The sequence below is a fragment of the Pseudomonas sp. B21-017 genome (assembly GCF_024749245.1).
In the GTDB taxonomy this organism is placed as follows: Bacteria; Pseudomonadota; Gammaproteobacteria; order Pseudomonadales; family Pseudomonadaceae; genus Aquipseudomonas.
The window spans coordinates 3,465,908-3,488,363 of record NZ_CP087194.1; the positions used below are offsets into that span (position 1 = coordinate 3,465,908).

A 22,456-nucleotide genomic window follows, 5' to 3' on the forward strand; every position below is an offset into this window, starting at 1 on the left:
AGGGTGTTTCCATGGCAAACCAACAACTATTCCTGGGCATCGACTGCGGCACCCAAGGCACCAAAGCCGTGATCCTCGACGCACACAGTGGTCAGGTCCTCGCTCAGGGCGCTGCTGTCCACAGCCTCATCAGCGGCCCCAATGGCCGTCGCGAGCAAGACACTGCCCAGTGGCTGGAAGCCTTTACCCAGGCCACCCGTCGCGCGTTGCTCGCCGCGGATGTCGATGGTCAGGCCATTCTCGGCATCGGCGTTTCCGGCCAGCAACATGGTCTGGTGCTGCTCGACGATCACGGCAAGGTACTGCGCCCGGCCAAGCTCTGGTGCGATACCGAATCCACCCCGGAGAATGATCGTCTACTGGCTCATCTGGGCGGTGAAAAAGGCTCCCTGGAGCGCCTCGGCATCGTTATCGCGCCGGGCTACACCGTGTCCAAGCTGCTCTGGACCAAAGAACAACACCCGGAAATTTTCGCCCGCATCGCCCGTATCCTGCTGCCCCATGACTACCTCAACTATTGGCTCACCGGTCGCAGTTGCAGCGAGTACGGCGATGCGTCGGGCACCGGCTATTTCAACGTACGTACGCGCCAGTGGGACTTGCAACTGCTGCGCGACATCGACCCCAGCGGGCGCCTGCAAGCCGCGCTCCCGGAGCTGATCGATGCCCACCAGCCGGTCGGTACGATCCTGCCGGGCATCGCCGAGCATCTGGGCATCAACCCCAAGGCCCTGGTCTCCAGCGGCGGTGGCGACAACATGATGGGCGCGATCGGCACCGGCAACATCAAGCCCGGCGCGATCACCATGAGCCTCGGCTCTTCGGGGACGGTCTACGCCTATGCCGAGCAAGCGCACGTCAGTCCGGACGCCTCGGTGGCGACGTTCTGTTCCTCCAGCGGCGGCTGGCTGCCGCTGATTTGCACCATGAACCTGACCAATGCCACCGGCGCGATTCGCGAGTTGTTCGAACTGGATATCGAGCAGTTCAACACCCTGGTCGAACACGCGCCGATTGGTGCTGAAGGCGTGTGCATGCTGCCGTTCCTCAATGGCGAACGCGTTCCCGCCCTGCCCCATGCCAGCGGCAGCTTGCTGGGGTTGACCATGACCAACCTGACCCGGGCCAATCTGTGCCGCGCCGTGGTGGAAGGCACCACCTTCGGTTTGCGTTACGGGCTGGACCTGCTGCGCCACAATGGCTTACAAAGCCGCAGCATCTGCCTGACCGGCGGCGGCTCCAAAAGCCCGGTGTGGCGGCAAATCGTCGCCGACATCATGAATACGCCAGTGATTTGTACCGAACAGAGCGAGGCCGCGGCGCTTGGCGCAGCGATTCAGGCGGCGTGGTGCAAGTCTTGGGCAAACGGCCACGAAGACAGCCTGGCGGACTTGTGCGAGCGCTGCGTGAAGCTCGACCTGGCCAGTGAAACCCTGCCGATTGCAGAAAATGTACAGGCCTGTCAACAGGCCTACGAACGCTATCAACAGCATGTCGCAACCCTTTAAAGAGCGAGCAACTATGTATCTGGTGTGTGGTGAAGCGCTATTCGATTTCTTCAGCGAAGACGATGCCAGCGGCCTGGCGTCCAAAGTGAATTTCAAGGCAATTGCTGGCGGCTCGCCGTTCAACGTCGCGGTAGGTTTGCGCCGCTTGGGCGTGGATGCCGCACTGTTTGCCGGGCTGTCGACCGACTACCTCGGCCGTCGCTTGCAGCAAGTGCTGCAGGATGAAGGCGTACGCCCGGATTACCTTGTGGACTTCGCCGCGCCGACCACGCTGGCGATGGTGGCGGTCGGTGCTAACGGCTCGCCTCACTACAGCTTTCGCGGCGAAGGCTGCGCGGATCGGCAGTTGAGCCTTGCTCATCTGCCGCAACTGGGGCCTGAAGTGCGCGGCTTGCACATCGGCTCGTTCTCGCTGGTGGTGCAACCGGTTGCCGATACCTTGCTGGCGCTGGTGCAGCGCGAAAGTGGCAAACGCCTGATCAGCCTCGACCCGAACGTGCGCCTGAATCCCGAGCCGAACATCGAGTTGTGGCGTTCACGGATCGCCACCCTGGTGGAGCTTGCCGACCTGATCAAGGTCAGCGACGAAGATTTGAGCCTGTTGTATCCCGAGCAGGATCCCCAGCGCGTGATCGAAAGCTGGCTGGAGCATCGTTGTCAGTTGGTGTTCCTGACCCGTGGCGGTCAGGGGGCGACGGTGTTCAGCCGGGCTCATGGCACATGGTCGGTGCCGGCCTGTTCGGTGAAGATTGCCGACACCGTTGGGGCTGGCGATACCTTCCAGGCGGCGCTGATTACCTGGCTGACCGAGCAGCAGCTGGATTCGGTTGCGGGTGTGCAGCGGCTGAGCCGTGAGCAGATTGACGGGATGCTCAGGTTTGCGGTGAGTGCCGCCGCGTTGACCTGCAGCAAGACCGGGCCGGATTTGCCGTATCGGCGGCAGTTGAGCTGAAATACACGCCCCCCATACCTCTCTACTATGGCGGGTCCTGATTTCAGGGCCTGCCGGTGGACTTGAATAAAAGACAGCTTGCATATCTTTCTTCATTGAGCGCTACATCTTTTCTCCCATTATATTTTTTAGATATAGTCTTATTGCAATTTAAAAATAAAACCCGTACAAAAGATAAGCGATCATTGACAGCTTTATATTTTTTATACCCGAGAAAATTTATAGCGATTTATACTTGCAACTATTCCAAAAAATAATCATATGCAGCCAACTACAACCAGTTAGTTACTTGACCGCTACATGCCTTCAACTAGTATCTTTTCCACGCACGGCGCAGGTAAGGACAATTGCTGTGCGAAATCCTTATACCACCACAACAGGAAAAGGAACTCCAACATGGAAAGTGTCGCTATCTCAGCTGCCCAAATTAACTGGAACGGCGGACAACGCATTACGCTCACCGCAGGTGATACAGCCACCTGTACTGCGCTTAGCCCAGGCCAGCTGTATGGGATCTTTATCTACAACTCCGCGCAAAATGACAACAACTCGACTGTCTCCGTGAACTGGAGCAACAGCCAGCCGCCCGTACCGATCACGGTACCTGGCACCACGGCCAATGCAGGCCTGGCATCGTTGGGTTTTGTCTCGGGCACCGATACTCAAACCGTTTCGGTCTCACTGTCCAGCAACGCCGGTAAATCACAGGTCGAAATCTGGCTGGGAAGTGTCAGCATGCCGACCAACACATCGGGGCTCAGCAACTATCCGCTGCCGGCCGATGGTGAGCAGCATCCGTTCAACAAGTACACCCGCTACTATGCGGTCCCTCCATCGAAATGGATGAACCTGACGATCACCAGCACCATTACACAGTTCCTCTCTTGCCAGTTCCGTGAGGCGCAAGCGACCGTGTTCGTCGTCAATGAGACGTCGAACGGCCTGCTCTCCGGCCAGGTCACCACGATCGGGCCTACTGCAAGTGAAGTTGGGGCCGTCAAGATCAGTTACTCGCAGATTCAGAGTATTTCCAATAATCTGCAAGGCGACGGTACGCAGTGGGTCTGGATGGATGCTGACAGCCAGCAAAACTCTCAGAGCGCGACCATTTCCCTGCAATCGCTTTGAATTTATTGGCTGAGTCATAAACGAAGGCCCCATCTGTGGGGCCTTCTTTTTTATATGGCGTAGCGGTCAATTGCCTCGAAAAGTGCCTGTATTCATCGTGCAAAACCTCAGCTATAGGGGAAAGCCCTACAAGCGTCAGGCCCCTGACCTACGGCATTTTCGCCTTGAACATGGCCATTTAATACTGCACCATCCGCCCCCTGCTTTTTCAAAGGACGGAATTCAAGGCATGCTGGACGCAAACGCAATCCATATCTCCCTCACCCTCGAAGGCGTTTCCGTCGACCTTCAGGTGCTCAGCTTCATCGGCCGCGAGGCCCTCAACCAGCCGTTCTGTTTCGACATCGAACTGGTCAGCACCCGCCCCGACCTGAAACTCGAAGAGCTGCTGCACAAGCCCGGTTGTCTGACCTTCGGCGCCACCGGCCAGGGCAAAATCCATGGTCTGGTGTACCGCATCGAGCAAGGCGATTCCGGCAAGAGCCTGACCCGCTACAGCATCAGCCTGGTGCCGCAACTGGCTTACCTACGCCACAACCACGACCAACAGATTTTCCAGCAACTCAGCGTACCGAAGATCATCGCCCAGGTCCTCGAAGCCCGCGGCATTCTGGCCGACGCCTACAGCTTCCAGCTCGGCGCGATCTACCCGGAGCGCGTGTACTGCGTGCAGTACGACGAATCCGACCTGCATTTCATCCAGCGCCTGTGCGAAGAGGAAGGCATCCATTTCCACTTCCAGCACTCGGCCAGCGGCCACAAACTGGTGTTCGGCGATGACCAGACGGTGTTCCGCAAACTGGCGCCGGTGAGCTACCAGCAGGACTCCGGCATGGCCGCCGAAAAACCGGTGATCAAGCGCTTCAACCTGCGCCTGGAAACCCGCACTACCCGCGTCAGCCGCCGCGACTACGACTTCGAAAAACCCCGGCTGCTGCCGGAAAGCGCGGCCAAAAGCGCGTTCGCCCCGGACCTCGAAGACTACGACTACCCCGGCCGTTTCACCGACCGCGCGCGCGGCAAGCAACTGGCAACCCGTGCCCTCGAGCGCCATCGCAGCGACTACCAACTGGCCGAAGGCAAAGGCGACGAACCGACCCTGGTCAGCGGCCACTTCCTGGCCCTCAGCGAACACCCGCGCGCCGAATGGAACGACCTGTGGCTGCTGCTGGAAATCGTCCACGAGGGCAAACAGCCGCAAGTGCTCGGCGAGAACATCACCAGCGACGTCACCGACAGCAAGGACGATTTCCATCAGGGCTACCGCAACCGCTTCCTCGCCACCCCGTGGGATGCGCACTTCCGCCCGGCCCTGGAACACCCGAAACCGCAAGTGCTGGGCAGCCAGACCGCCATCGTCACCGGCCCGCCGGGGGAAGAAATCCACTGCGATGAATACGGCAGGGTCAAGGTGCAATTCCACTGGGACCGCGACGGCCAGGCCGACGACAAAACCAGCTGCTGGCTGCGCGTCGCCAGCGGCTGGGCCGGCAATGCCTACGGCGGCATCGCCATCCCGCGAGTCGGCATGGAAGTGCTCGTCACCTTCCTCGAGGGCGACCCCGACCAACCGCTGATCACCGGCTGCCTGTACCACAAGGAAAACGTCGTCCCCTACGACCTGCCGGCGAACAAGACCCGCAGCACCTTCAAAACCCTCAGTTCGCCGGGCGGCAAGGGCTACAACGAGTTTCGCATCGAAGACAAAAAGGCGCGGAACAGATCTACCTGCACGCCCAGCGCGACTGGGATGAAAACATCGAACACGACCAGAAAATCCGCGTCGGCAATGAACGGCACGACACGGTCGAGGCCAACGTGTTCAGCGAGTTCAAGGTGGAAGAGCACCGGATTACCCATCTGGACCGCAAGACCGAAGCACGGGCGGATGATCACCTCACCGTGGGCGTGACCCAGCATGTGAAGATCGGCACGGCGCAGTTTGTCGAGGCGGGTCAGGAGATTCACTACCACGCCGGGGAGAAGGTAGTGGTCGAGGGTGGCATGGAGCTGACGGCCAAGGCTGGCGGGAGCTTTGTGAAGATTGATGCGGGGGGTGTGACGATCAGTGGGACTGAGGTGAAGGTCAACTCGGGTGGTGGGCCAGGTTCCGGCACTGGAATCGCCATCCTTGCCCCGCTTATTCCAGGACTTGCTGCTGCCGACATCGCCGGTCGCCTGATGAAAGAAGCCAAGACCAATCCGACCTGGCTGGAATTGAACCTGCATTACGACAACCTTGAGCCTGTGCAGGGCGCGTCGTATCGAGTTGATTTTGCCGACGGGTCGACCCGTGAAGGCGTGCTGGACGACGACGGCTTTGCTCGTTTGGAGGATGTCCCGAAAGGACCGGCCAAGGTGTATTACGGCGAGGATCCAAGACCGTACAACCGTGAATCAATCAAGGTTGTCGAAAGCTCCGACGATAAGATCAACGAAGACTTGCTCAAATTAGGATATGACCCGAACGAGGTCGATTTACAGGCTTTGGTTGAACAAGCTGCAGGGAGGCTGGCATGAGTGAAGTAGCACAAAATACCGAGGTCACAGACGACACAGACCGTAAGGCCGCTTATAAGGAAGCAGCTGTCGAGTTGGCCAAAGGTATCGCCATGGGCGCCGTGCCTTTCCTCGGCCAGGCCATCGACGCCTATGACACTATCGAATCGTCCATTACTTTGTATAACGCAGAAAGCGCAGACGGAAAGGAAGACGCCAAATTTGACCTTTTAATGGCAGTGATAGGCTGGATACCAGGCCCAGGCGATGGGTTGAAGAAAAGCATGCGCATCGTTAACCGCGACCCACAGCGATTTGCACCGGTTTTGTTCGATCTGTTGCGCTTCGTTCTTCAGGAGTGTGGAATCAAAACCAGTCCCGAGGAGCTGCTCAAGCAGGTTTTCGATGCGTCAAAATTGAGTGCTGAGCTAGACGCTATCATTAGCGCGGTCAAAGGCTCGTCGACATTTCAGAGTTTGCCTAATTGGGCAAAATCCGCGGTCGTTACCGTCTTGGCGACGTCTCGCGACAACATGCCGGAAATGCTCGCTATTGTCGAAAGACGCTTGCTCAAGTGGAAAGGCATGCAACGCAACAGCTCTGCGATGGCGGCGTCAAGCAAGCCGGCAACAACAAAGAAACCCGCGGGCAAAGATGCTTCAGTGGCGAGTCAAGGTGCGGACGGCGCGAGCGGCACACATTCCAACAAGATTGACCAGCAGAACGCAGCCACCAAGGTCTACCATATTGCCAATGATGCACTTGGCGTCAGTGGAGAGCATATCGCCGACTATTACTGCGCGGAAACTCTAGGCTGGGGTAAACATTGGGATGGCCATGATAAAGGCGCAGAGGGACGTTGGCTTAGTGGCAATCCTGACGAAAATACGTTAGGCAAACTTTCAATGGGTGGCACCCCAAAAGAATGGCACGCCCTGTATAAATTATCTGATGGGGCGAACGGTACTGGTATCGACGCAGTATGGCGCGCCGATCCTGCAACGAATGATTCAAAAAAGTTTGCGATTGTCGAAGCTAAAGCAAGCAGAGACGAAGACACTCCAAAGTTTATAAAAGATCAATACAGAAAAAAAGAAGAAGAGGATAAGGCCGCTAAGCACTCAAAAAAACCGGCGGCTTCAGGCCCACAACCAGAACCTCGTAAACCCAGCATTGTTTCCAAACTGGGTGTTTCGGGTGATATTGCAGTTGAAGAGTTACTCGAACCTGTTGATCAATCAGACACGACTGCAGAAACAACCGCGCCGAAAAAATCCCGACCGGGAAAAAAACACAATAGTACGACTACTAAAAATGCATCGACGAGCAGTAACAGAAAAAAAGCCACCAATGATAACGCACCAAAAGAAAAAGCTAAAACAATAGAAAAAACAGAGCAAAAAAAAGAAATTGACTCTGCTCAACCTACCGAAAAATCGGGCAAGGTTGTATTGGTACAAATGAGTATCGAATGGATTCACCAGAACATAGACAAAGCTCTACGTGAGAAAATTTCAAAGAACGTTCTTAGTTCATTCAGTCGGCATTTATTTTTCACACCTCTTTACAGCGTTCTCAATGGTCCTCGCGAACACGCAAAAGCTCGAAAAAATATGACGGGGCCGGAGACTCATACTGCGCACGAGGCTATTCACTACAAAGAAAACAAAGTTAAAGAAGCCGTCAATAAAAAGAAGGCGTCACTCACCAAAAAATACGGCAAATTGAGCTCCCTGAAGGCGGAGGAATGATCATGAGCAGAAGACAACAATTCTTAAGCGAAGCTCGCTTCGATAATTTTTTTATCAACTACAAAGATTCGATTGAATTCTTCAAAGAAAATACGTTTCAGGCGGACTCTGACGAGCAAGAAAAATCGCTCAGAGCCAGATACTTTCAGAAGCTGATACTCAAGGAAATACTGATACGCTACACCGCTGGCAATGAGATCGTAGTCCTGATCCCATTATTGGAAAAGCTTGTAGAAAGTTACGAGCTTCTTCAGGAGAAGCTGGCGAATTACGAAAAAATCCCGAACATTACACCATTAACGATTGATGACTGGCCTGATCAGTACGAAGAATGCGTTCAAGTGTTCAGTCTGTGCATTCTTCTACATCGCACCGACCTGCTAAAACGATTCGTTGCCTTAATAGATCCAGCAGGTTACGCAGGCGATGACACCCTCTATGAGGATTTGCTTTGCAAACTGCTGCCTGACCGATACGACGTCGATCGCTGGTATCACGATGTTTACTCGCCTCTGGTATACGCCACCTATGAGGAGGACAAGGAAGAAGCTTCCAAACTATTGCAAAAATATTGCAATGATTGGTATCCCGCGTTTGAGCAGGCCTCATGGCACGACTCTCACAAACAAGGGGATGAAGGAAGCTACTTTGGATATTGGGCGCTGGAGGCTGGTGCTATTGCTTTTCTGTACGGTATCGACGACAGCAAAATTAATCATATGGTTTATCCAAAAGACTTGGTCGAATACGCGAGAAATTACCAACCGACCGACACTGCCCAGATTGCTCGTATAAATGCAGGGCAACCTTGCAGTAAAGCAGGCTATTGGTTTACACCTGCACAAGCAGAATCTCGTCGCTATTTCGAACAGGGCGAAATCATGCCGAGCTTCAGCGACTCGAGATGGGGCGATACTATTTGGTATTGGTCAGGTGAAGAATAATAGCGGCGGCAGATTGACTTGACTTCAGCCAATCATTGTTCGGATGGGCGAACAAGCCAGCGTCCGCAAGAGGCTGGCTTGTGTGTAATACCGTATCCGTCAGACCGGCGCTTTCCAGCCCATCATCCGCTGCTGCGCAACTTGCAGCAGGTCGCAACCATCCTGGGTCAACAAATAAATCGCATGGGTAATGTGCGGAATGTCCTGAACATCACCGTGCTTGAAGCATAGGCAGTGAAGTGTTTCAAGTAACTGGCTGGAGGCCCGGATGCGCTGGAGGGCGGATTCGAGGATGTCCTGGGGATTGGCTTCTGTGTCGATTACCAAGGGATTTGAGTTGGTGACGCTGCTTTTGATTGAACGATAACGATCTGGAAACGGGTTAAAAGTTTGCATATGGATTACTCGATTGTTTGTAAGTAACCACCAGCACCGTGACCAAACGATGGAGGCGGACTGTGTACAGGCTTGGTCAACCGATAACAACCAACCGGCTCGCCCGAAGGCGTCCCGCACACAGCCGCCATAGCAACGCACTGTGAGGACATAGATGTCCGCAGCGCGAATGATGGCACATATGTGCGTTGTTATCAGGTGACCAAACCTGTTCGCTGATTTTGCAGCGACGCCAAACAGTAAACGCTGGCAGCCGGCCGGCGAAAGACGACAACACGCCCGAGCCTGTAGGAACGGGACGAAGCTTTCTTAGGATTTATCACGACTCAAGGGCAGTAACGTAGGACCCGACAACCGAAGGGATTTCCCCGAATGCAAACACCATGGAAGTACATCATCGCGGCACTGCTAGCCGCCCCGGCCTACGCGCAACCACTCCAGACAATCCTCACCTGCCCTTTGGCCGATAGAACTCAGGTGTCCTTGCTGGCGGAAACGAATGCGCAAGGCCAGCGCCTGTTTGTGAAACTCGACAGCAAAATCCAACCGGCCTTTACCGACATCCCGGATTTCGACTTTTTCGGCGAAGTCTTCCTGGCAAAGTGTGTTTCTTCCAGCCTGATATTCGCCTTCGCATACGGCTCGCCGTATCTAAAAGGCGTCGTTTTACGCAAGAACCCTGTCACTCACACCGTCGAGCGAATCGATTTTGCCGAGAAGGCGCTACCACGTTGGCTGTACCTCGGACGAGAGCAGATCCGACTGGTCATTCCTAATATCGGGTATGAAGTGTCGGCGAAGTTTCTGGTCTATGACTATGTTGCTGGAAGGGGGCAGTTGGAAGGACCCGCTGGTATAGAGACGCCTCCAGATCGACGTGGGTTCAAGGTTGTGCACCTCGAATAGATAACCGCACAACCGGCTCGCAACAACCATTAGCCCGCTACTTAACCTTCGATTAATCCTGCGGTCCAAAACTTTACTGGACCGCACTCCCTCAGCACCCTCTGACGCCCAGTGCGGCAGGTTCGACGCTCTTGCATCGAACTGGCTTCCCCTCTGCACTGGAGACCCATCATGAACATGCGAACACTGCTGATGACCACCGCCCTCGCCTGCACCGCTTTCGCCGGTTTCGCTCAGGCCAACGACACGTCGTCCTCTCAGGCCGTGCCTTATCACTACGGCATGCCGCTGAATGTGGGCAAGGTCATTTCCATGACCGAACCGTCGACGCTGGACTGCGAAGTGGTCACGGCGGACATGAAGTACATCGATAGCACCTCGGGCAAGCCTGCGGAAATTACCTATCGAAAACTTTCTGACGCGTGCAGTTATCAGAGCTGACAGACGATTCTGATTCGGCACTTGGCGGTAGGCCTGCGGGGATTCTGAGGCTATGCTTCGGCGTCCCCCTCTACTGCCGAAAGGATTCGCCATGCCGTTCTCGTTTCGCACGCTTTCAACGTTCACCGCCGCGCTTTGCTTTCTGCTGGCGCTGGTGTGGGGTTTGATGCCGCAATGGTTGCTGGCGATCTGGAGTATCGAGTATTCGCCCGCAGCGGGGTTTGTGGCCAGGCGCAGTGCGGTGCTGTTCGGTGCGCTTGGGGTGATGTTTTATCTCGTGCGGCAGGCACCGCCCTCGGCGGCGAGAAGTGCGATATGCAGCGGCTTTATGGTTGGCTGTTTCGGCTTGGCAGCGCTGGGCTTCGGCGAATGGCTCAATGGTCATGCCGGGCCGGGTATCTTACTGGCGATCCTGGTGGAATTGGCACTGGGTCTGGGGTTTATCCAGACCCGGCGCGTGTCGCTCGAATTGGGTGAAACAGTCGGCTAATGAGCTTTCGACTTAGTGCTGGGCAAATGGCTATGGGTCTTGTGCTCAAGGTCGGTGCGTAACTCGGCGATCAGATGATTAATCTCCCGACATCCGTTGAGGCGATGGGCGTCTATGCCGGTGACGCACAGGTCGAGATGGTCAGTCTCGTTGTCCGAATACACCTTGACGGTCATCGACAGATCCGGAGATAGCGTGCATTGGCAGCGTTTCGGAAGAAAACTGCTTTCAACGATATTGCGTAGTTCCAAGGCAGAAAGAAACATGGCCACCCTCTCGGTATTGTGAGATTGCCAATCGAAAATCAATTGTCGGTCGGAGCTCAGATCACCCGTTCTTTTCTTCCTTGCGGGCTTCATCGTTCCAACGTCCGACCGTTTTTTTGTTTCAGCGCTGACTCAACGGGACCGTGGTCAGCTCAAGACAGCTTCAGCATAAAACATGCCCGGAATTTCGCCCTGCGGCTCGTCGGCCAATCAAGGGTTTAACAAAGAAGGCAATACATCACGTCATGCAAAATGCAAGAAAGGACTGTTTTCGACACCTGCATTTTGCAACCCATCTCTGATGGCGGGTTTGCATTGACCGAGGACGGCAGTGAGAATGCGGCCATCTGTTCAGTATCCGCTGACCCAACGCACACGCAAGGAGGCATTATGGGTGCTTTGCCCTTTAATACGACCGTCGGGCTGATAGTTACCGTTCTGTCGTCCGTTGCCCAGGCCGCGACACTCGAAGACGTCGCGCCGTATCCCAAACCAGAGAGCGGCTTTACCCGCCAGGTCATTCATCTCGCCCCGCAAAAACAGGAAGACGCCTACCAGGTCGAAATTCTGGCCGGCAAGACCCTGACCGTCGACTGCAACCGTCAGCGTCTAGGCGGCATGCTTGAGGAAAAGAACCTCGAAGGCTGGGGCTACCCGTTTTACCGGCTGGAAAAAGTCACCGGCCCGATGAGCACCCTGATGGCCTGTCCTGACGGCAAGCACAAACAGGACTTCGTGCCGGTGGTCGGTGACGGTTTCAAGCTGCGCTACAACAGCAAACTGCCGATCGTGCTCTACGTGCCCAGTGATGTCGAAGTGCGCTACCGGATCTGGTCGGCGTCGAGCCGCGTCGAGAACGCCGTTCAGGAATAACTGGTCCATCCCTCACGCCGGGGCGCCGCTCAATGCGGCGCGCTCGGCCACATGACGCAAGCTGTCGAAGTTGATATTCGCACCGGAGTCGATGGCCACCAGGGTCTGCCCTCGGGTGCCGGTTTGCGCCACGTACTGCTTGATACCCGCCACGGCCAGGGCGCCGGAAGGTTCGGTGATCGAGCGGGTATCGTCGTAGATATTCTTGATCGCGGCGCAGAGTTCGTCGTTGCTGACGGTCAGCACTTCATCGACGCAAAACCGGCAGACCTCGAAACCATGCGCGCCGATCTGAGCGACGGCCACACCATCGGCGAAGGTGCCAACGGTCGGCAGCACAACCCGTTCGCCGGCCTGTAAGGCCGCCTGCAAACAGGCGGAATGTTCCGATTCGACACCGATGATCCGCACTTCCGGGCGCAGGTATTTGACGTACGCGGCGATACCGGCGATCAAGCCACCGCCGCCCACCGGCACAAAGATCACATCCAGCGGCCCTTGGTGCTGACGAAGGATCTCCATGCCGACGGTGCCCTGCCCGGCGATCACGTCCGGGTCGTCGAAGGGCGAGACAAAGGCGCGGCCGGTTTGCTGTGCCAGGTCCAGCGCATAGGCCAGGGCAAACGGAAAACTTTCGCCGTGCAGCACCGCATCGGCGCCCCGGCTGCGCACACCCAGCACCTTTAATTCCGGCGTTGTGCAGGGCATGACGATAGTGGCGGCAATCCCCAACTCGCGAGCCGCCAACGCTACGCCTTGGGCATGATTGCCTGCCGATGCGGTGATCACGCCCCGAGCCTTCTGTTCATCGCTCAGGTTCACCAGCTTGTTGTAAGCACCACGGATCTTGAAGGAAAAAGTCGGTTGCAAGTCTTCGCGCTTGAGCAGGATCTGATTACCCAACGCCTCGGACAAGGCCGGTGCCGCTTGCAGCGGCGTGCGCACGGCGAGTTCGTAGACCGGCGCGGCGAGGATCTTTTTCACGTAATGCTCAAGCAAACTCTGCTGGGCGGGGGTGCTGTTCATGGTCGTCTCCTGACGTTGATCGGAGCCCAAGAGACAGAAACTAAAAACCCGCCTCTAGGGCGGGTTGGGTGCTGCAGTCGTGAGCTAGCCCGCCAAATAAGGAATGGCGGTAATAATGCTTGGCTGGCAGCGCAATACGGTGGAAGTCATGGCTGGAAATTAGCCGGACGCTGATGGCAAGTCAATGGCCAAATTTCAACAAGCTCGGTAGGTTGAGGCCACTCACCAAGCCTGACCACGGCGTTTGAGCTCCAGCCGCCGGACGAACTCTTCCAGCACCAGCGTGTACAGATCGTCCTGCAGGTACGCGTCTTCGATGCCGGCGTCGATGTTTGGGTTGTCGTTGACTTCGATCACCACCACTTTGTCGCCGGACTGTTTGAGGTCGACGCCATAGAGTCCGTCGCCAATGAGATTCGCGGTTTTCACCGCCAGTTCAACCACTGCTCGCGGCGCTTCGTGAACCGCCAGGGTGCGGCATTCGCCGTTGATGTCCTGGCCTTTGGCCTTGTGGTTGTAGATCTGCCAGTGGCCCTTGGACATAAAGTACTGGCAGGCAAAAATTGGTTTGCGGTTGAGCACACCAATGCGCCAGTCGTACTCGGTGTAGAAGAACTCCTGGGCCAGCAGCAACACCGAGTGTTCGAACAGTTCGGCGGTGGCCTTGAGCAAGGCTTGCTGGCTTTCGACCTTGATGACGCCCCTTGAGAAACAGCCGTCGGGGATTTTCAACACCAAAGGAAACCCCAGACGCTCGCCTACCCGCTCAAAGTCTTCCGGTCGCTCCTTGTAGAGGATTTCAGTGGCCGGCATGCCCAGTTGATGGCTCTTGAGCAAGTCAGTCAGGTAAACCTTGTTGGTACAGCGCAGGATCGACGCCGGATCGTCCATCACCACCAGGCCTTCACTCTCGGCTTTTTTCGCGAAACGATAGGTGTGGTTGTCGACGCTTGTCGTCTCGCGTATCAGCAGCCCGTCGTATTCGGCGATTCGGGCGTAGTCTTTGCGTTCGATCAGCTCAACGTCGATGCCCAGCATCTTGCCGACCCTGACAAAGTTGTCCAGAGCCTTGGGGTTGGAGGGCGGCAATGCTTCTTGCGGGTCGTACAGAATGGCCAAGTCATAACGGGCCAAGCGCCGAGAGCGTGGCAGGCGCCAGATCTTGCGACTGAAACTATCCAGCGCGTTTGCAAACTGATCTTCCTGATCTTCACGCAACTTATGCAGGGTGCCGAACTTTACACCTTCGATGTGCCAACCGTTAGTTCGACGAAATTCAACTAACAGTATCGGACAAGGGAAAACCTCGAATAACTGTCGAGCCAATTCCTGTAATGGCTCGATTGAGGTCTGGCCGAAGTACAGGGTCAAGGTGAAACCTTCGGTATCGCTGTAAACATGATGACTTAAGGCTTTTTCCAGGGTTTTATCCAGATCGTCCAAGGCCAGGCCATACAGGGACTTTCGGGTCAGCTCGCTGATGGTCCGCACCGACGGAATCACCTTGTGCCCCCGCGCTTCGGCCAACAGCGAGCAGTAATAACCGTGCCCGAGGTACTTGTAACTGCGGCACAGGTTGATCACCTGAACCCGTTTGCCCTGCTCGTTGTTACGGGTCTGTTCGAGGTATTCCTGGGCGGTGACGATGTCTTCACTGGGAAAGTATGAGGCCCAGTCTTCCTTGCGTTCGACGATTATCATCAACGGACTGGAAGTTCTGATCGAGGCATTTAAATAGTTTGCAGAAGTTATTGCCGTCGGCAACGTTTGTTCGGATACTTCGCGCCAATGACCTTGTACCGCTGACATAGTGATTGATCCGTTGGAGAACAAGACCTTTCCTATTAAGCACGAACTTTTTCGAAAGTCCCGTTTCGTTACGCAACTTTTACGGCGGTCATATGAATCCTGTTTTTCGCTTGGCGGTCATTGAAGACCTTCCAGCACTGCTGGCACTCGAACAGCAATGCTTCACCACCGACCGGCTCAACCGGCGCAGTTTTCGATGGATGATCAGCCGGGCTCACGGGCAACTGCTGGTGGCCCAACGTGGCGAGCGATTGGTGGGGTATGCGCTGGTGTTGTTTCACCGGGGTACTTCACGGGCACGTCTGTACTCGATTGCGATCGCCGTTGATGCTCGCGGCAGTGGGCTGGGCAAGCAATTGCTCGAACGCGCCGAAGCCTGCGCCCTTGAGCACGATTGCGCCTGCCTGCGACTTGAAGTTCGCATCGACAACCCGATGGCAATCGCTCTGTACGAGCGCAACGGTTATCGGCGATTCGGGCTGATTCATGACTATTACCAGGACCATGCCGACGCGATGCGACTGGAAAAACACGTTCTGTAGCAGCTGCCGAACACAGGCTACGCCAGCAGCTACAAAGGTTGTGCGAGTCTGTTTACTTCAACCCAACCTTGTACAACGCACCATCGTCTTCATCGGTCAGTACATACAGATAACCATCCGGCCCCTGCCGCACATCGCGAATCCGTTTGTTCAGCTCACCCAACAGCCGCTCTTCGTGAACAACCTTGTCGCCGTCGAACTGCAGGCGGATCAGCTCCTGGCCCACCAGCGCGCCGATAAACACGTTGTGCTGCCAGGCCTTGAAGCGATCGCCATCGTAGAACGCCATGCCGCTGAGACCGGGGGATTTTTCCCAGACATGCTGTGGACCTACGGTGCCTTCGACGATTTTGCCCTTGGCTTCCGGGATCGGCAGGCCGGAATAGTTGATGCCGTGGGTTGCTATCGGCCAGCCATAGTTCTTGCCACGCTCGATGATGTTGACTTCGTCACCGCCCCGGGGGCCGTGCTCATTTTCCCAGAGCGTGCCGCTCCAGGGGTTGAGCGCCGCGCCTTGCGGGTTGCGATGGCCGTAGGACCAGATTTCCGGGCGTACGCCTTTTTGCCCGACGAAGGGGTTGTCCTTCGGCACCTTGCCGTCCGGATAGATCCGCACCACCTTGCCTTGCAGCTTGTCGAGGTCCTGCGCCGTGGGTCGATCGTTGTTCTCGCCCAGGGTGATGAACAGATAACCGTCGCGGTCGAACACCAGACGGGAGCCGAAGTGATTGCCAACCGAAAGCTTGGGCTCCTGGCGGAAGATCACATTGAAATCCTTGAGGGCCGTCAGGTCTTCCGACAACCGTCCGCGACCGACCGCCGTACCCGCCTTGCCGCCCTCACCGCCACCTTCGGCATAAGACAGATAGACCATGCGGTCTTGCTTGAAGTCGGGCGACAACACCACATCGAGCAACCCGCCCTGCCCGTTGGCCCAGACCTGAGGCACACCGCTGAGCGGACTCGAAAGTTTGCCATCGACACTGACCACCCGCAGGTTGCCCGGCCGTTCGGTCACCAGCATCCCTTGGCGACCGGGGAGGAACGCCAGCGCCCAGGGATGCTCCAGACCTTTAACGATCGGCGTGACCTCAAGGGTGCCCTCCTCACTTTTCAATTCCTGGGCAGGCGCAGCAAACACGGGCGCACTGATGATCAGTACGCCGACAAATAGTGTAGTCAGGAGGGTCTTATGCAACATGCACGATTCCTTTTGTGGTCAAAATGGCTGGCAAGACCTCTGTCCTGCCGTTCAACGGTTGCTGGTGTCTGCGTCCCGATGAGGTGGATTGGGTATGAATGTCGGTGGGCTGGCGGGAGCCTGGCGATCCTGCGGATAACGGTTGCCGATACCGCCGTTCTCCAGGGTCGGTGGTCGCGGCGCAGGCGCCGTACTCGGCCCGCGGATCACCGGGATGCCGGGTCGCGTGCCTTGCATGCTGTTGGGATTGGCCCGGCGGATCGGGTTGTTGTAAGGATTGTTATTGGTGCTGCCCGGCAGGTTCTGGACCAGCAGCAAGGGCGAGGATGGCGGAGCGGCGGCATCGGCCAGGGCCAGGCTGCTCAGCACGCCACTCAATACCAGTGTGATGACGCCGAACACACATCGGTTCATGGAAACCTCTCTAAAAGCGCGTGCAACGCTTCATGGATGAATAGAGCCACGCTACGCCCGGGGTTCGGATTTGTTAACTAAAACCTCCTTCAGAAGATGTAACACCAGTTGACTGCACCGTCGATCAGCCCGCAAAAGCGGGTCGCAGCCGACTGAAACTTTCCCCCGGGCAACAGGTCACCTGAACATCAATGGGCTGACGAGAACACGACGATGGCACGGGCAATCTGGAAAGGCGCAATCAGTTTCGGTCTGGTGCACATCCCCGTGGCGCTGGTCTCGGCGACGTCTTCCCACGGGATCGATTTCAACTGGCTCGACAGTCGCAGCATGGAGCCGGTGGGCTATAAACGCGTCAATAAGGTCACTGGCAAGGAGGTCACCCAGGCGCACATCGTCAAAGGGGTCGAGTACGAAAAGGGTCGTTACGTGGTGCTCAGCGAAGAGGACATTCGCTCGGCCCATCCACTGTCGACCCAAACCATCGACATTTTTGCCTTTGTCGACAGCAAGCAGATCCCCCTGCAAAACATCGACACACCCTATTACTTGGCGCCGGACAAACGCGGTGGCAAGGTCTATGCGCTGTTACGCGAAACCCTCAGCAAAACCGGCAAGGTCGCCCTCGCCCGTGTGGTGTTGCATACCCGCCAGCACCTGGCGGCCGTCATGCCGCTGGAATCGGCCCTGGTTCTGGTGATGCTGCGCTGGCCGGCCGAAGTGCGCAGCCTGGATCAACTGGAACTTGGTAGTGAAGTGACCAACCCGGACCTGGCCAAGGGCGAGCTGGAGATGGCCAAACGGTTGGTGGAGGACATGAGCGCCGACTGGACGCCCGAGGAGTACCGCGACAGCTTTGAAGACAAGATCATGGCGCTGGTTGAGCAGAAGGCGAATGAAGGCAAGATCGAAATCGTCGAAACCGCTACGGGCGAGGACGAACGCAGGACCGCGGATGTGATCGATCTGACTGAACTGCTCAAGCGCAGCCTCGGTGCCAGGAGTGCCGGTAAAACGGCAGAAAAAGCCAAAGCGAGCACAGATAAAAAAGCCACGAAGCGTTCTCGTGGCTGATCGGTTAGTGGAGTGCCTATACGTTATGCGGTGAAAATCCTGGCCTGCTTGCAATGACTAAATGCGCCGCAAAGCAAAACTCAGATCAGCACAAAAATCGCCAGCAACCCGCCAAAAATCGCCCACTTCTCCAGGTAATAGCGAGCGCGGTTACGCTTTTTGAGTGCTTTGCCGCGCAGGCGAACCGTGTAGATTTTGGCAAACAAACGGTTGATAGCACCGGTCTTGTCACCCGCATCGTTCGGTGCCCCCGCCGCCGCCATCACTGTGCGGCTGAACCAGCGGTTGAACGCCGCAGCCCAGCGATACTTCATCGGCCGTTCGACGTCGCAGAACAGGATGATGCGGTTCTGCTGGGTGCTGTTTTCAGCGTAATGAATGAACGTTTCATCGAACATCACCGCTTCGCCGTCACGCCAATGGTAGCTTTCACCGTCGACGTTGATATAGCAACCGGCATCGTTCGGCGTTTCCAGCCCCAGGTGATAACGGTACGAGCCGGCATACGGATCGCGGTGGCGGACCAGTTTGGAACCCGGTGGCAGTTCGGCAAACATCGCTGCCTTGATCGAGCCAATGCTTTGCACCAGTTCAGTAGTACGCGGGCAGAGCTTCGCGGCCGATGGGTGACTGTCGCCATACCACTTGAGATAGAAACGCTTCCAGCCACTTTTGAAAAACGAGTTGAAACCAACGTCGTCGTACTGATTCGAGCGCTTGATCTCCCCGGCCTTGAGCAGGTTCTGGCCTTCGGCGCGAATCTCTTCCCAATGAGCCTGCAAAGGGCTCAAGTCAGGAAAGTCCGCCGGATTGAGATAAGGCCGATTGGGGATTTTCGAGAACATATAAAGGAAGCAATTGATCGGCGCCAGAAACGTCGAGTGGTCGCTTAGTTGGCGGCCTGGTTTGTGGCGCACCTTACCGCGCAAGTGGACATACGCGATGGAGATGACATAGATAGCGGCAATAATGAGTTTCACGGAAATCGTCACACGTCTGAAATGAACAAAGTGCGTCCCGATGGCGCGTTCTTGAGCCATGCCGACAATCGACATGGGGGCGAAAGATGTCATTTTAGCCATACTTTGTAACCAATAGTTAACCTTCAACTGTGAAAATGTGTCTACTCATGCCCGCCAAAATGCCACGCGGCTTTAACGCCCTATTAGTTCAAAGGATCGTCTAAGCTCAGATGTAAGCATGAGGGCTCAGCCATGTGCGGACGACTTTCGCAGTACCGAGGCATTCACGACTTCGTCAAGGCGCTGAGCATGCCCAACGCCTTGGTCAACAATGCCGGCGATCAGCCATTCGAGCTCTACAACGCCGCACCGACGACTCAGCTCGCCCTCTTCCACCAGGAAGGCGACGTGCTGCACGCCGACAGGGTTCGCTGGGGCTGGCGGCCGCATTGGTCCGAAGAACACCCTATGCCGATCAATGCCAGGGTCGAGAAAGTCAGTCACGGCCCATTCTTCAAAGCCATATGGCCGCACCGGGCGATCGTTGCCATCGATAACTGGTTTGAATGGGTTTACGAGGGCGGCCCGAAGAAGCAGCCCTACCTCATCCGCCGCAAGGATCGCGCACCGATCCTGTGCGCGGCGATCGGTCAATACCCAAGGTACGAACATCAGCCGGACGAACATGACGGCTTCGTGATCATCACCGCCGACAGCAAGGGCGGCATGGTGGATGTTCATGATCGGCAGCCGGTGACGCTGAATGCCGAAATGGCCCGGGAATGGCTGGACCCGGCCACGCCGAAAGAGCGAGCCGAGCAGATAGTACTGTCGCAGGGCGAGCCGGCCGAGACATTCGAGTGGTTCAAGGTTGATCAAGCCGTGGGCAATGTGCACAACGATGGCCCTGGACTGATCGAACCTATCTGAACATCGCGAGACACCATTCGTCGCATGGAAAGCGTGGCGCGGAATACGCGTCAATGTCTGGCTTAGGGTTTGCACATGCCGGCGATAGCGGCCCCAGAACGACGTAATTCTGACGCGGCGGCATTCACATTAACGTTTAAGGACTCCAGCGATACGCTTGGTCAGTCACCGGGAGATGTAACGTGTCAACTCTCAACGAAATCGCTGCGAACCACGCGAGAATGGCTAAGGCAAAGGAAGAAGAGTCGACCGGGCTGAGTGAGCGCCCCCCTCAAATAGTGGGCAGTTTCGAAATCACATGCATTGATGAGCAACAGCACATTCCACTGCACCTGATCACTGGCGTACAGGACAACCACCATCATTACAACGGGCAGATAGCAACAACGTCATAACCACTGTCTGGAGAAGTGATCTGCACAGTCCAGCCTTGCGTAAAAGTCATCTCGTGATACTCGACGATGGCGCTGATTTCCGGGCAAAGCTTTTTGGCGTCCTCTGGAGAACGGTCTACCGAGATATTGACCGTACGATCCTCGGCCGAGAATTCGGAGGCCTGGGTCAAGGCATCATTGCCATCGAGGATTTTGCAGAGCAATGAGGCGTTTTCGGCGGACTCATCCGTAGCGCTGGAGTAAGCGTATTGAGCCGTCACAATCGTCAGGAAACAGAACATACCTGCTGCGAATTTGTTTCTCACTTCCATGTTCCTTGGGTGGGGGATGGAATACTAATTCAAGAGTCGATCGATCGTTATCGGTTTTGAGGGCCGGTGTTTTTCTTTACCTGCTCACGGCTTGCAAAGGTTATGTGATTGGGGCTAGATCGTTCTCAAACGCCAGTTCGCCCAGGATCTATTTATGCCGCTGAGTTTTCATAAAATGCACGCCAATGGCGATGACTTCGTCATTGTGGACTCGCGAAACTCGGCCAATCCAGTGACAAGTAGTTTGGCTCGGCGAATGGGTGATCGGAACCGAGGCGTCGGATTCAATCAACTCGCAGCAGTGCTTGATTGCGATGATGCCGATGCCCGCTTGATGTTTTGGAATGCAGATGGCTCCACGCTGGATGCTTGTGGCAGCGCAACGCGGGGTGCCGCGGACATGCTGATGCGCGAATCCAATATGACTTCGATAGCGCTGCGAACCAACCGTGGCCTACTCACTTGCGAACGAACTTCAGCCGGCGCAATTTCGGTCAACATGGGCGAGCCGCTTTTCGGCTGGTCGGATATTCCCCTGGCTCAGGAACTGGACACTGCTGTTTTGCCACTGGCTGGTGGCCCGGCAGCTTGCAGCATGGGCAATCCTCACTGCACCTATTTTGTGGATGATCTGACAGCCATTGATATAGCGACCATCGGACCGACCATTGAAACCGACCCACTGTTTCCTCTCAGGACGAACGTGCATTTCGTCCAGATCATTAACCGACAACACATACGGTTGCGCATTTGGGAGCGCTGGGGTGGTATTCCGCTTGGTTCAGGCTCTTGCTCTTGTGGCGCCGCTGTCAGCGGAATTCGTCGTGGTTTATTAGACCATTCCGTTGAGGTTGAATGTGATGGCGGCACCGTAACGGTTCAATGGGATGGCGTGGGCCCGGTCTTTCTCATCGGGCCGGTAGAGACTATTTTTTCGGGAACAATCACGGACAACTTATTACAAGTTTTGTAGCCGTCAGGCCCGTTTATTCCCCTTGTCCCGCGGCAAAAGTCATTGGCACCACTGCGACTCACAGGGCACGCCATCGTTGTCGCCATCCATTTTCATTCCCGGACAATTTTGCAGAAATTTTTTGGCCTCTGCACACGAGGTCATCTGCGAGCAATATTGGCGTCCGTCACATTTGAATGGCGCAGAAACAGGTTTCGGCGCAGTCGCGACTGTAGGGGTTACTTTCGGGGGCGGTAGCTTGGCTTCAACCCAAGGTTGTAACTCGGGGGAAAGCTTCCAGGCCAACAAACCAATGATTAACACGACCAAAATCAGTTTCATTTGATTCATCCGTGACTAGAGGCCGTTTATATTCTAGTCGCTTAGAACGAATCATCTGGCAAGAGCAACCAAAGCCTCGATGCCCTGGAGAGAGACTGCCGCCTCATGCGGCGTGGAGAGATAAATCCGAATAGGTGCCCACCCTGACCAAGTGCTGGCCATTCAGCAATCCTTCTGAAAGACACCTGGCCGGGCAAGCGCTGCCGACTTTACCCAGAGCAGCGCCCAGTGTCCCTAACACAACGCTGAACAAAAATAACATTGGCGTGTAATCAAGGATTTGCGCAGCGTTTCGCCACCCACCAGGACGAACCATCCCCTCGGGCAGACCCAAGCAGCGGGGC

General features: G+C 56.1%; 21 protein-coding genes and 3 pseudogenes. 15 read left to right on the forward strand and 9 right to left on the reverse strand.

Annotated elements, in window-relative coordinates; all coding sequences use genetic code 11:
• The first annotated feature begins 11 nt into the window (after positions 1 to 11).
• From xylB to LOY28_RS15620, 6 genes and pseudogenes are all read left to right on the forward strand, one after another.
• A complete protein-coding gene (gene xylB / locus LOY28_RS15595; RefSeq protein WP_258612087.1) occupies positions 12 to 1,508 on the forward strand; it encodes a xylulokinase in 1,497 nt (498 codons plus the stop codon).
• A 13-nt stretch (positions 1,509 to 1,521) separates the two neighbouring features.
• The gene (locus LOY28_RS15600; protein WP_018926043.1) at positions 1,522 to 2,460 is read left to right on the forward strand and encodes a carbohydrate kinase; all 939 of its coding nucleotides are present in this window, start codon (positions 1,522 to 1,524) and stop codon (positions 2,458 to 2,460) included.
• A gap of 396 nt (positions 2,461 to 2,856) precedes the next feature.
• Positions 2,857 to 3,588, forward strand: a complete 732-nt coding sequence (locus LOY28_RS15605; protein WP_018926045.1) for a hypothetical protein — start codon at positions 2,857 to 2,859, stop codon at positions 3,586 to 3,588.
• A 229-nt stretch (positions 3,589 to 3,817) separates the two neighbouring features.
• A pseudogene (locus LOY28_RS15610) lies at positions 3,818 to 6,108 on the forward strand (type VI secretion system tip protein VgrG).
• A complete protein-coding gene (locus LOY28_RS15615; RefSeq protein WP_258612088.1) occupies positions 6,105 to 7,838 on the forward strand; it encodes a hypothetical protein in 1,734 nt (577 codons plus the stop codon). Before LOY28_RS15610 ends, LOY28_RS15615 begins: the two are co-directional and overlap by 4 nt.
• Positions 7,835 to 8,782: a PoNe immunity protein domain-containing protein gene (locus LOY28_RS15620; RefSeq protein ID WP_018926048.1), complete on the forward strand. Its 948-nt coding sequence runs from the start codon at positions 7,835 to 7,837 to the stop codon at positions 8,780 to 8,782. Before LOY28_RS15615 ends, LOY28_RS15620 begins: the two co-directional genes overlap by 4 nt.
• Positions 8,783 to 8,881: 99 nt before the next feature.
• On the opposite strand, the gene LOY28_RS15625 is transcribed toward LOY28_RS15620, so the two are convergent.
• Positions 8,882 to 9,178 carry a hypothetical protein gene (locus tag LOY28_RS15625; RefSeq protein ID WP_018926049.1) on the reverse strand — a complete coding sequence of 99 codons (297 nt, stop codon included), beginning with the start codon at positions 9,176 to 9,178 and terminating at the stop codon, positions 8,882 to 8,884.
• A gap of 372 nt (positions 9,179 to 9,550) precedes the next feature.
• Between LOY28_RS15625 and LOY28_RS15630 the strand changes: the two genes are divergently transcribed.
• The 3 genes from LOY28_RS15630 (at position 9,551) to LOY28_RS15640 (ending at position 11,015) form a co-directional block, all read left to right on the forward strand.
• Positions 9,551 to 10,084, forward strand: coding sequence for a hypothetical protein (locus LOY28_RS15630; protein WP_018926050.1), 534 nt, complete (start codon positions 9,551 to 9,553; stop codon positions 10,082 to 10,084).
• A 171-nt stretch (positions 10,085 to 10,255) separates the two neighbouring features.
• Positions 10,256 to 10,525, forward strand: coding sequence for a DUF2790 domain-containing protein (locus LOY28_RS15635; protein WP_018926051.1), 270 nt, complete (start codon positions 10,256 to 10,258; stop codon positions 10,523 to 10,525).
• 91 nt (positions 10,526 to 10,616) lie between these two features.
• The gene (locus LOY28_RS15640; protein ID WP_018926052.1) at positions 10,617 to 11,015 is read left to right on the forward strand and encodes a hypothetical protein; all 399 of its coding nucleotides are present in this window, start codon (positions 10,617 to 10,619) and stop codon (positions 11,013 to 11,015) included.
• Here LOY28_RS15640 and LOY28_RS15645 read toward each other — a convergent pair.
• Positions 11,012 to 11,281, reverse strand: a complete 270-nt coding sequence (locus LOY28_RS15645; protein WP_026286409.1) for a DUF1652 domain-containing protein — start codon at positions 11,279 to 11,281, stop codon at positions 11,012 to 11,014. The two genes, LOY28_RS15640 and LOY28_RS15645, sit on opposite strands and share 4 nt — an antisense overlap.
• A 390-nt stretch (positions 11,282 to 11,671) precedes the next feature.
• Here LOY28_RS15645 and eco point away from each other — a divergent pair, with 390 nt between their 5' ends.
• The gene (eco, locus tag LOY28_RS15650) at positions 11,672 to 12,154 is read left to right on the forward strand and encodes a serine protease inhibitor ecotin (protein ID WP_086944229.1); all 483 of its coding nucleotides are present in this window, start codon (positions 11,672 to 11,674) and stop codon (positions 12,152 to 12,154) included.
• Positions 12,155 to 12,184: 30 nt separating this feature from the next.
• Here the strand turns inward: eco and ilvA are convergent.
• Both ilvA and LOY28_RS15660 read right to left on the reverse strand, forming a co-directional pair.
• Positions 12,185 to 13,180, reverse strand: a pseudogene (gene ilvA, locus LOY28_RS15655) (threonine ammonia-lyase, biosynthetic); the annotation flags it as partial.
• A gap of 222 nt (positions 13,181 to 13,402) precedes the next feature.
• Positions 13,403 to 14,881 carry a RimK family protein gene (locus tag LOY28_RS15660; protein ID WP_258612090.1) on the reverse strand — a complete coding sequence of 493 codons (1,479 nt, stop codon included), beginning with the start codon at positions 14,879 to 14,881 and terminating at the stop codon, positions 13,403 to 13,405.
• 200 nt (positions 14,882 to 15,081) lie between these two features.
• On the opposite strand from LOY28_RS15660, the pseudogene rimI reads away from it, so the two are divergent.
• A pseudogene (rimI, locus tag LOY28_RS15665) lies at positions 15,082 to 15,528 on the forward strand (ribosomal protein S18-alanine N-acetyltransferase); the annotation flags it as partial.
• A 55-nt stretch (positions 15,529 to 15,583) separates the two neighbouring features.
• Here rimI and LOY28_RS15670 read toward each other — a convergent pair.
• Both LOY28_RS15670 and LOY28_RS15675 read right to left on the reverse strand, forming a co-directional pair.
• On the reverse strand, positions 15,584 to 16,732 hold the full coding sequence (locus LOY28_RS15670; RefSeq protein ID WP_064618079.1) for a PQQ-dependent sugar dehydrogenase: 1,149 nt from the start codon (positions 16,730 to 16,732) through the stop codon (positions 15,584 to 15,586).
• Positions 16,733 to 16,783: 51 nt separating this feature from the next.
• On the reverse strand, positions 16,784 to 17,146 hold the full coding sequence (locus tag LOY28_RS15675; RefSeq protein WP_064618081.1) for a hypothetical protein: 363 nt from the start codon (positions 17,144 to 17,146) through the stop codon (positions 16,784 to 16,786).
• Between the two features lie 213 nt (positions 17,147 to 17,359).
• Between LOY28_RS15675 and LOY28_RS15680 the strand changes: the two genes are divergently transcribed.
• Complete coding sequence (locus LOY28_RS15680; protein ID WP_018926060.1) at positions 17,360 to 18,220, forward strand: Ku protein; 861 nt, start codon at positions 17,360 to 17,362, stop codon at positions 18,218 to 18,220.
• An 80-nt stretch (positions 18,221 to 18,300) separates the two neighbouring features.
• Here LOY28_RS15680 and lpxO read toward each other — a convergent pair whose 3' ends face one another.
• Positions 18,301 to 19,200 carry a lipid A hydroxylase LpxO gene (gene lpxO, locus LOY28_RS15685; RefSeq protein ID WP_026286412.1) on the reverse strand — a complete coding sequence of 300 codons (900 nt, stop codon included), beginning with the start codon at positions 19,198 to 19,200 and terminating at the stop codon, positions 18,301 to 18,303.
• A 234-nt stretch (positions 19,201 to 19,434) separates the two neighbouring features.
• Between lpxO and LOY28_RS15690 the strand changes: the two genes are divergently transcribed.
• Positions 19,435 to 20,112 (forward strand): SOS response-associated peptidase family protein, encoded by a 678-nt coding sequence (locus LOY28_RS15690; protein ID WP_018926062.1) that lies wholly within the window; start codon positions 19,435 to 19,437, stop codon positions 20,110 to 20,112.
• A gap of 182 nt (positions 20,113 to 20,294) precedes the next feature.
• Entirely contained in the window at positions 20,295 to 20,507 is a 213-nt protein-coding gene (locus LOY28_RS15695; RefSeq protein ID WP_081626507.1) for a hypothetical protein, read from the forward strand.
• On the opposite strand, the gene LOY28_RS15700 is transcribed toward LOY28_RS15695, so the two are convergent.
• A complete protein-coding gene (locus tag LOY28_RS15700; RefSeq protein ID WP_018926064.1) occupies positions 20,477 to 20,818 on the reverse strand; it encodes a hypothetical protein in 342 nt (113 codons plus the stop codon). The genes LOY28_RS15695 and LOY28_RS15700 overlap by 31 nt on opposite strands.
• A gap of 154 nt (positions 20,819 to 20,972) precedes the next feature.
• On the opposite strand from LOY28_RS15700, the gene dapF reads away from it, so the two are divergent.
• Positions 20,973 to 21,791, forward strand: coding sequence for a diaminopimelate epimerase (gene dapF / locus LOY28_RS15705; protein WP_018926065.1), 819 nt, complete (start codon positions 20,973 to 20,975; stop codon positions 21,789 to 21,791).
• Positions 21,792 to 21,830: 39 nt separating this feature from the next.
• On the opposite strand, the gene LOY28_RS15710 is transcribed toward dapF, so the two are convergent.
• Positions 21,831 to 22,112: an excalibur calcium-binding domain-containing protein gene (locus LOY28_RS15710; protein ID WP_081626508.1), complete on the reverse strand. Its 282-nt coding sequence runs from the start codon at positions 22,110 to 22,112 to the stop codon at positions 21,831 to 21,833.
• Positions 22,113 to 22,456: the final 344 nt, after the last annotated feature.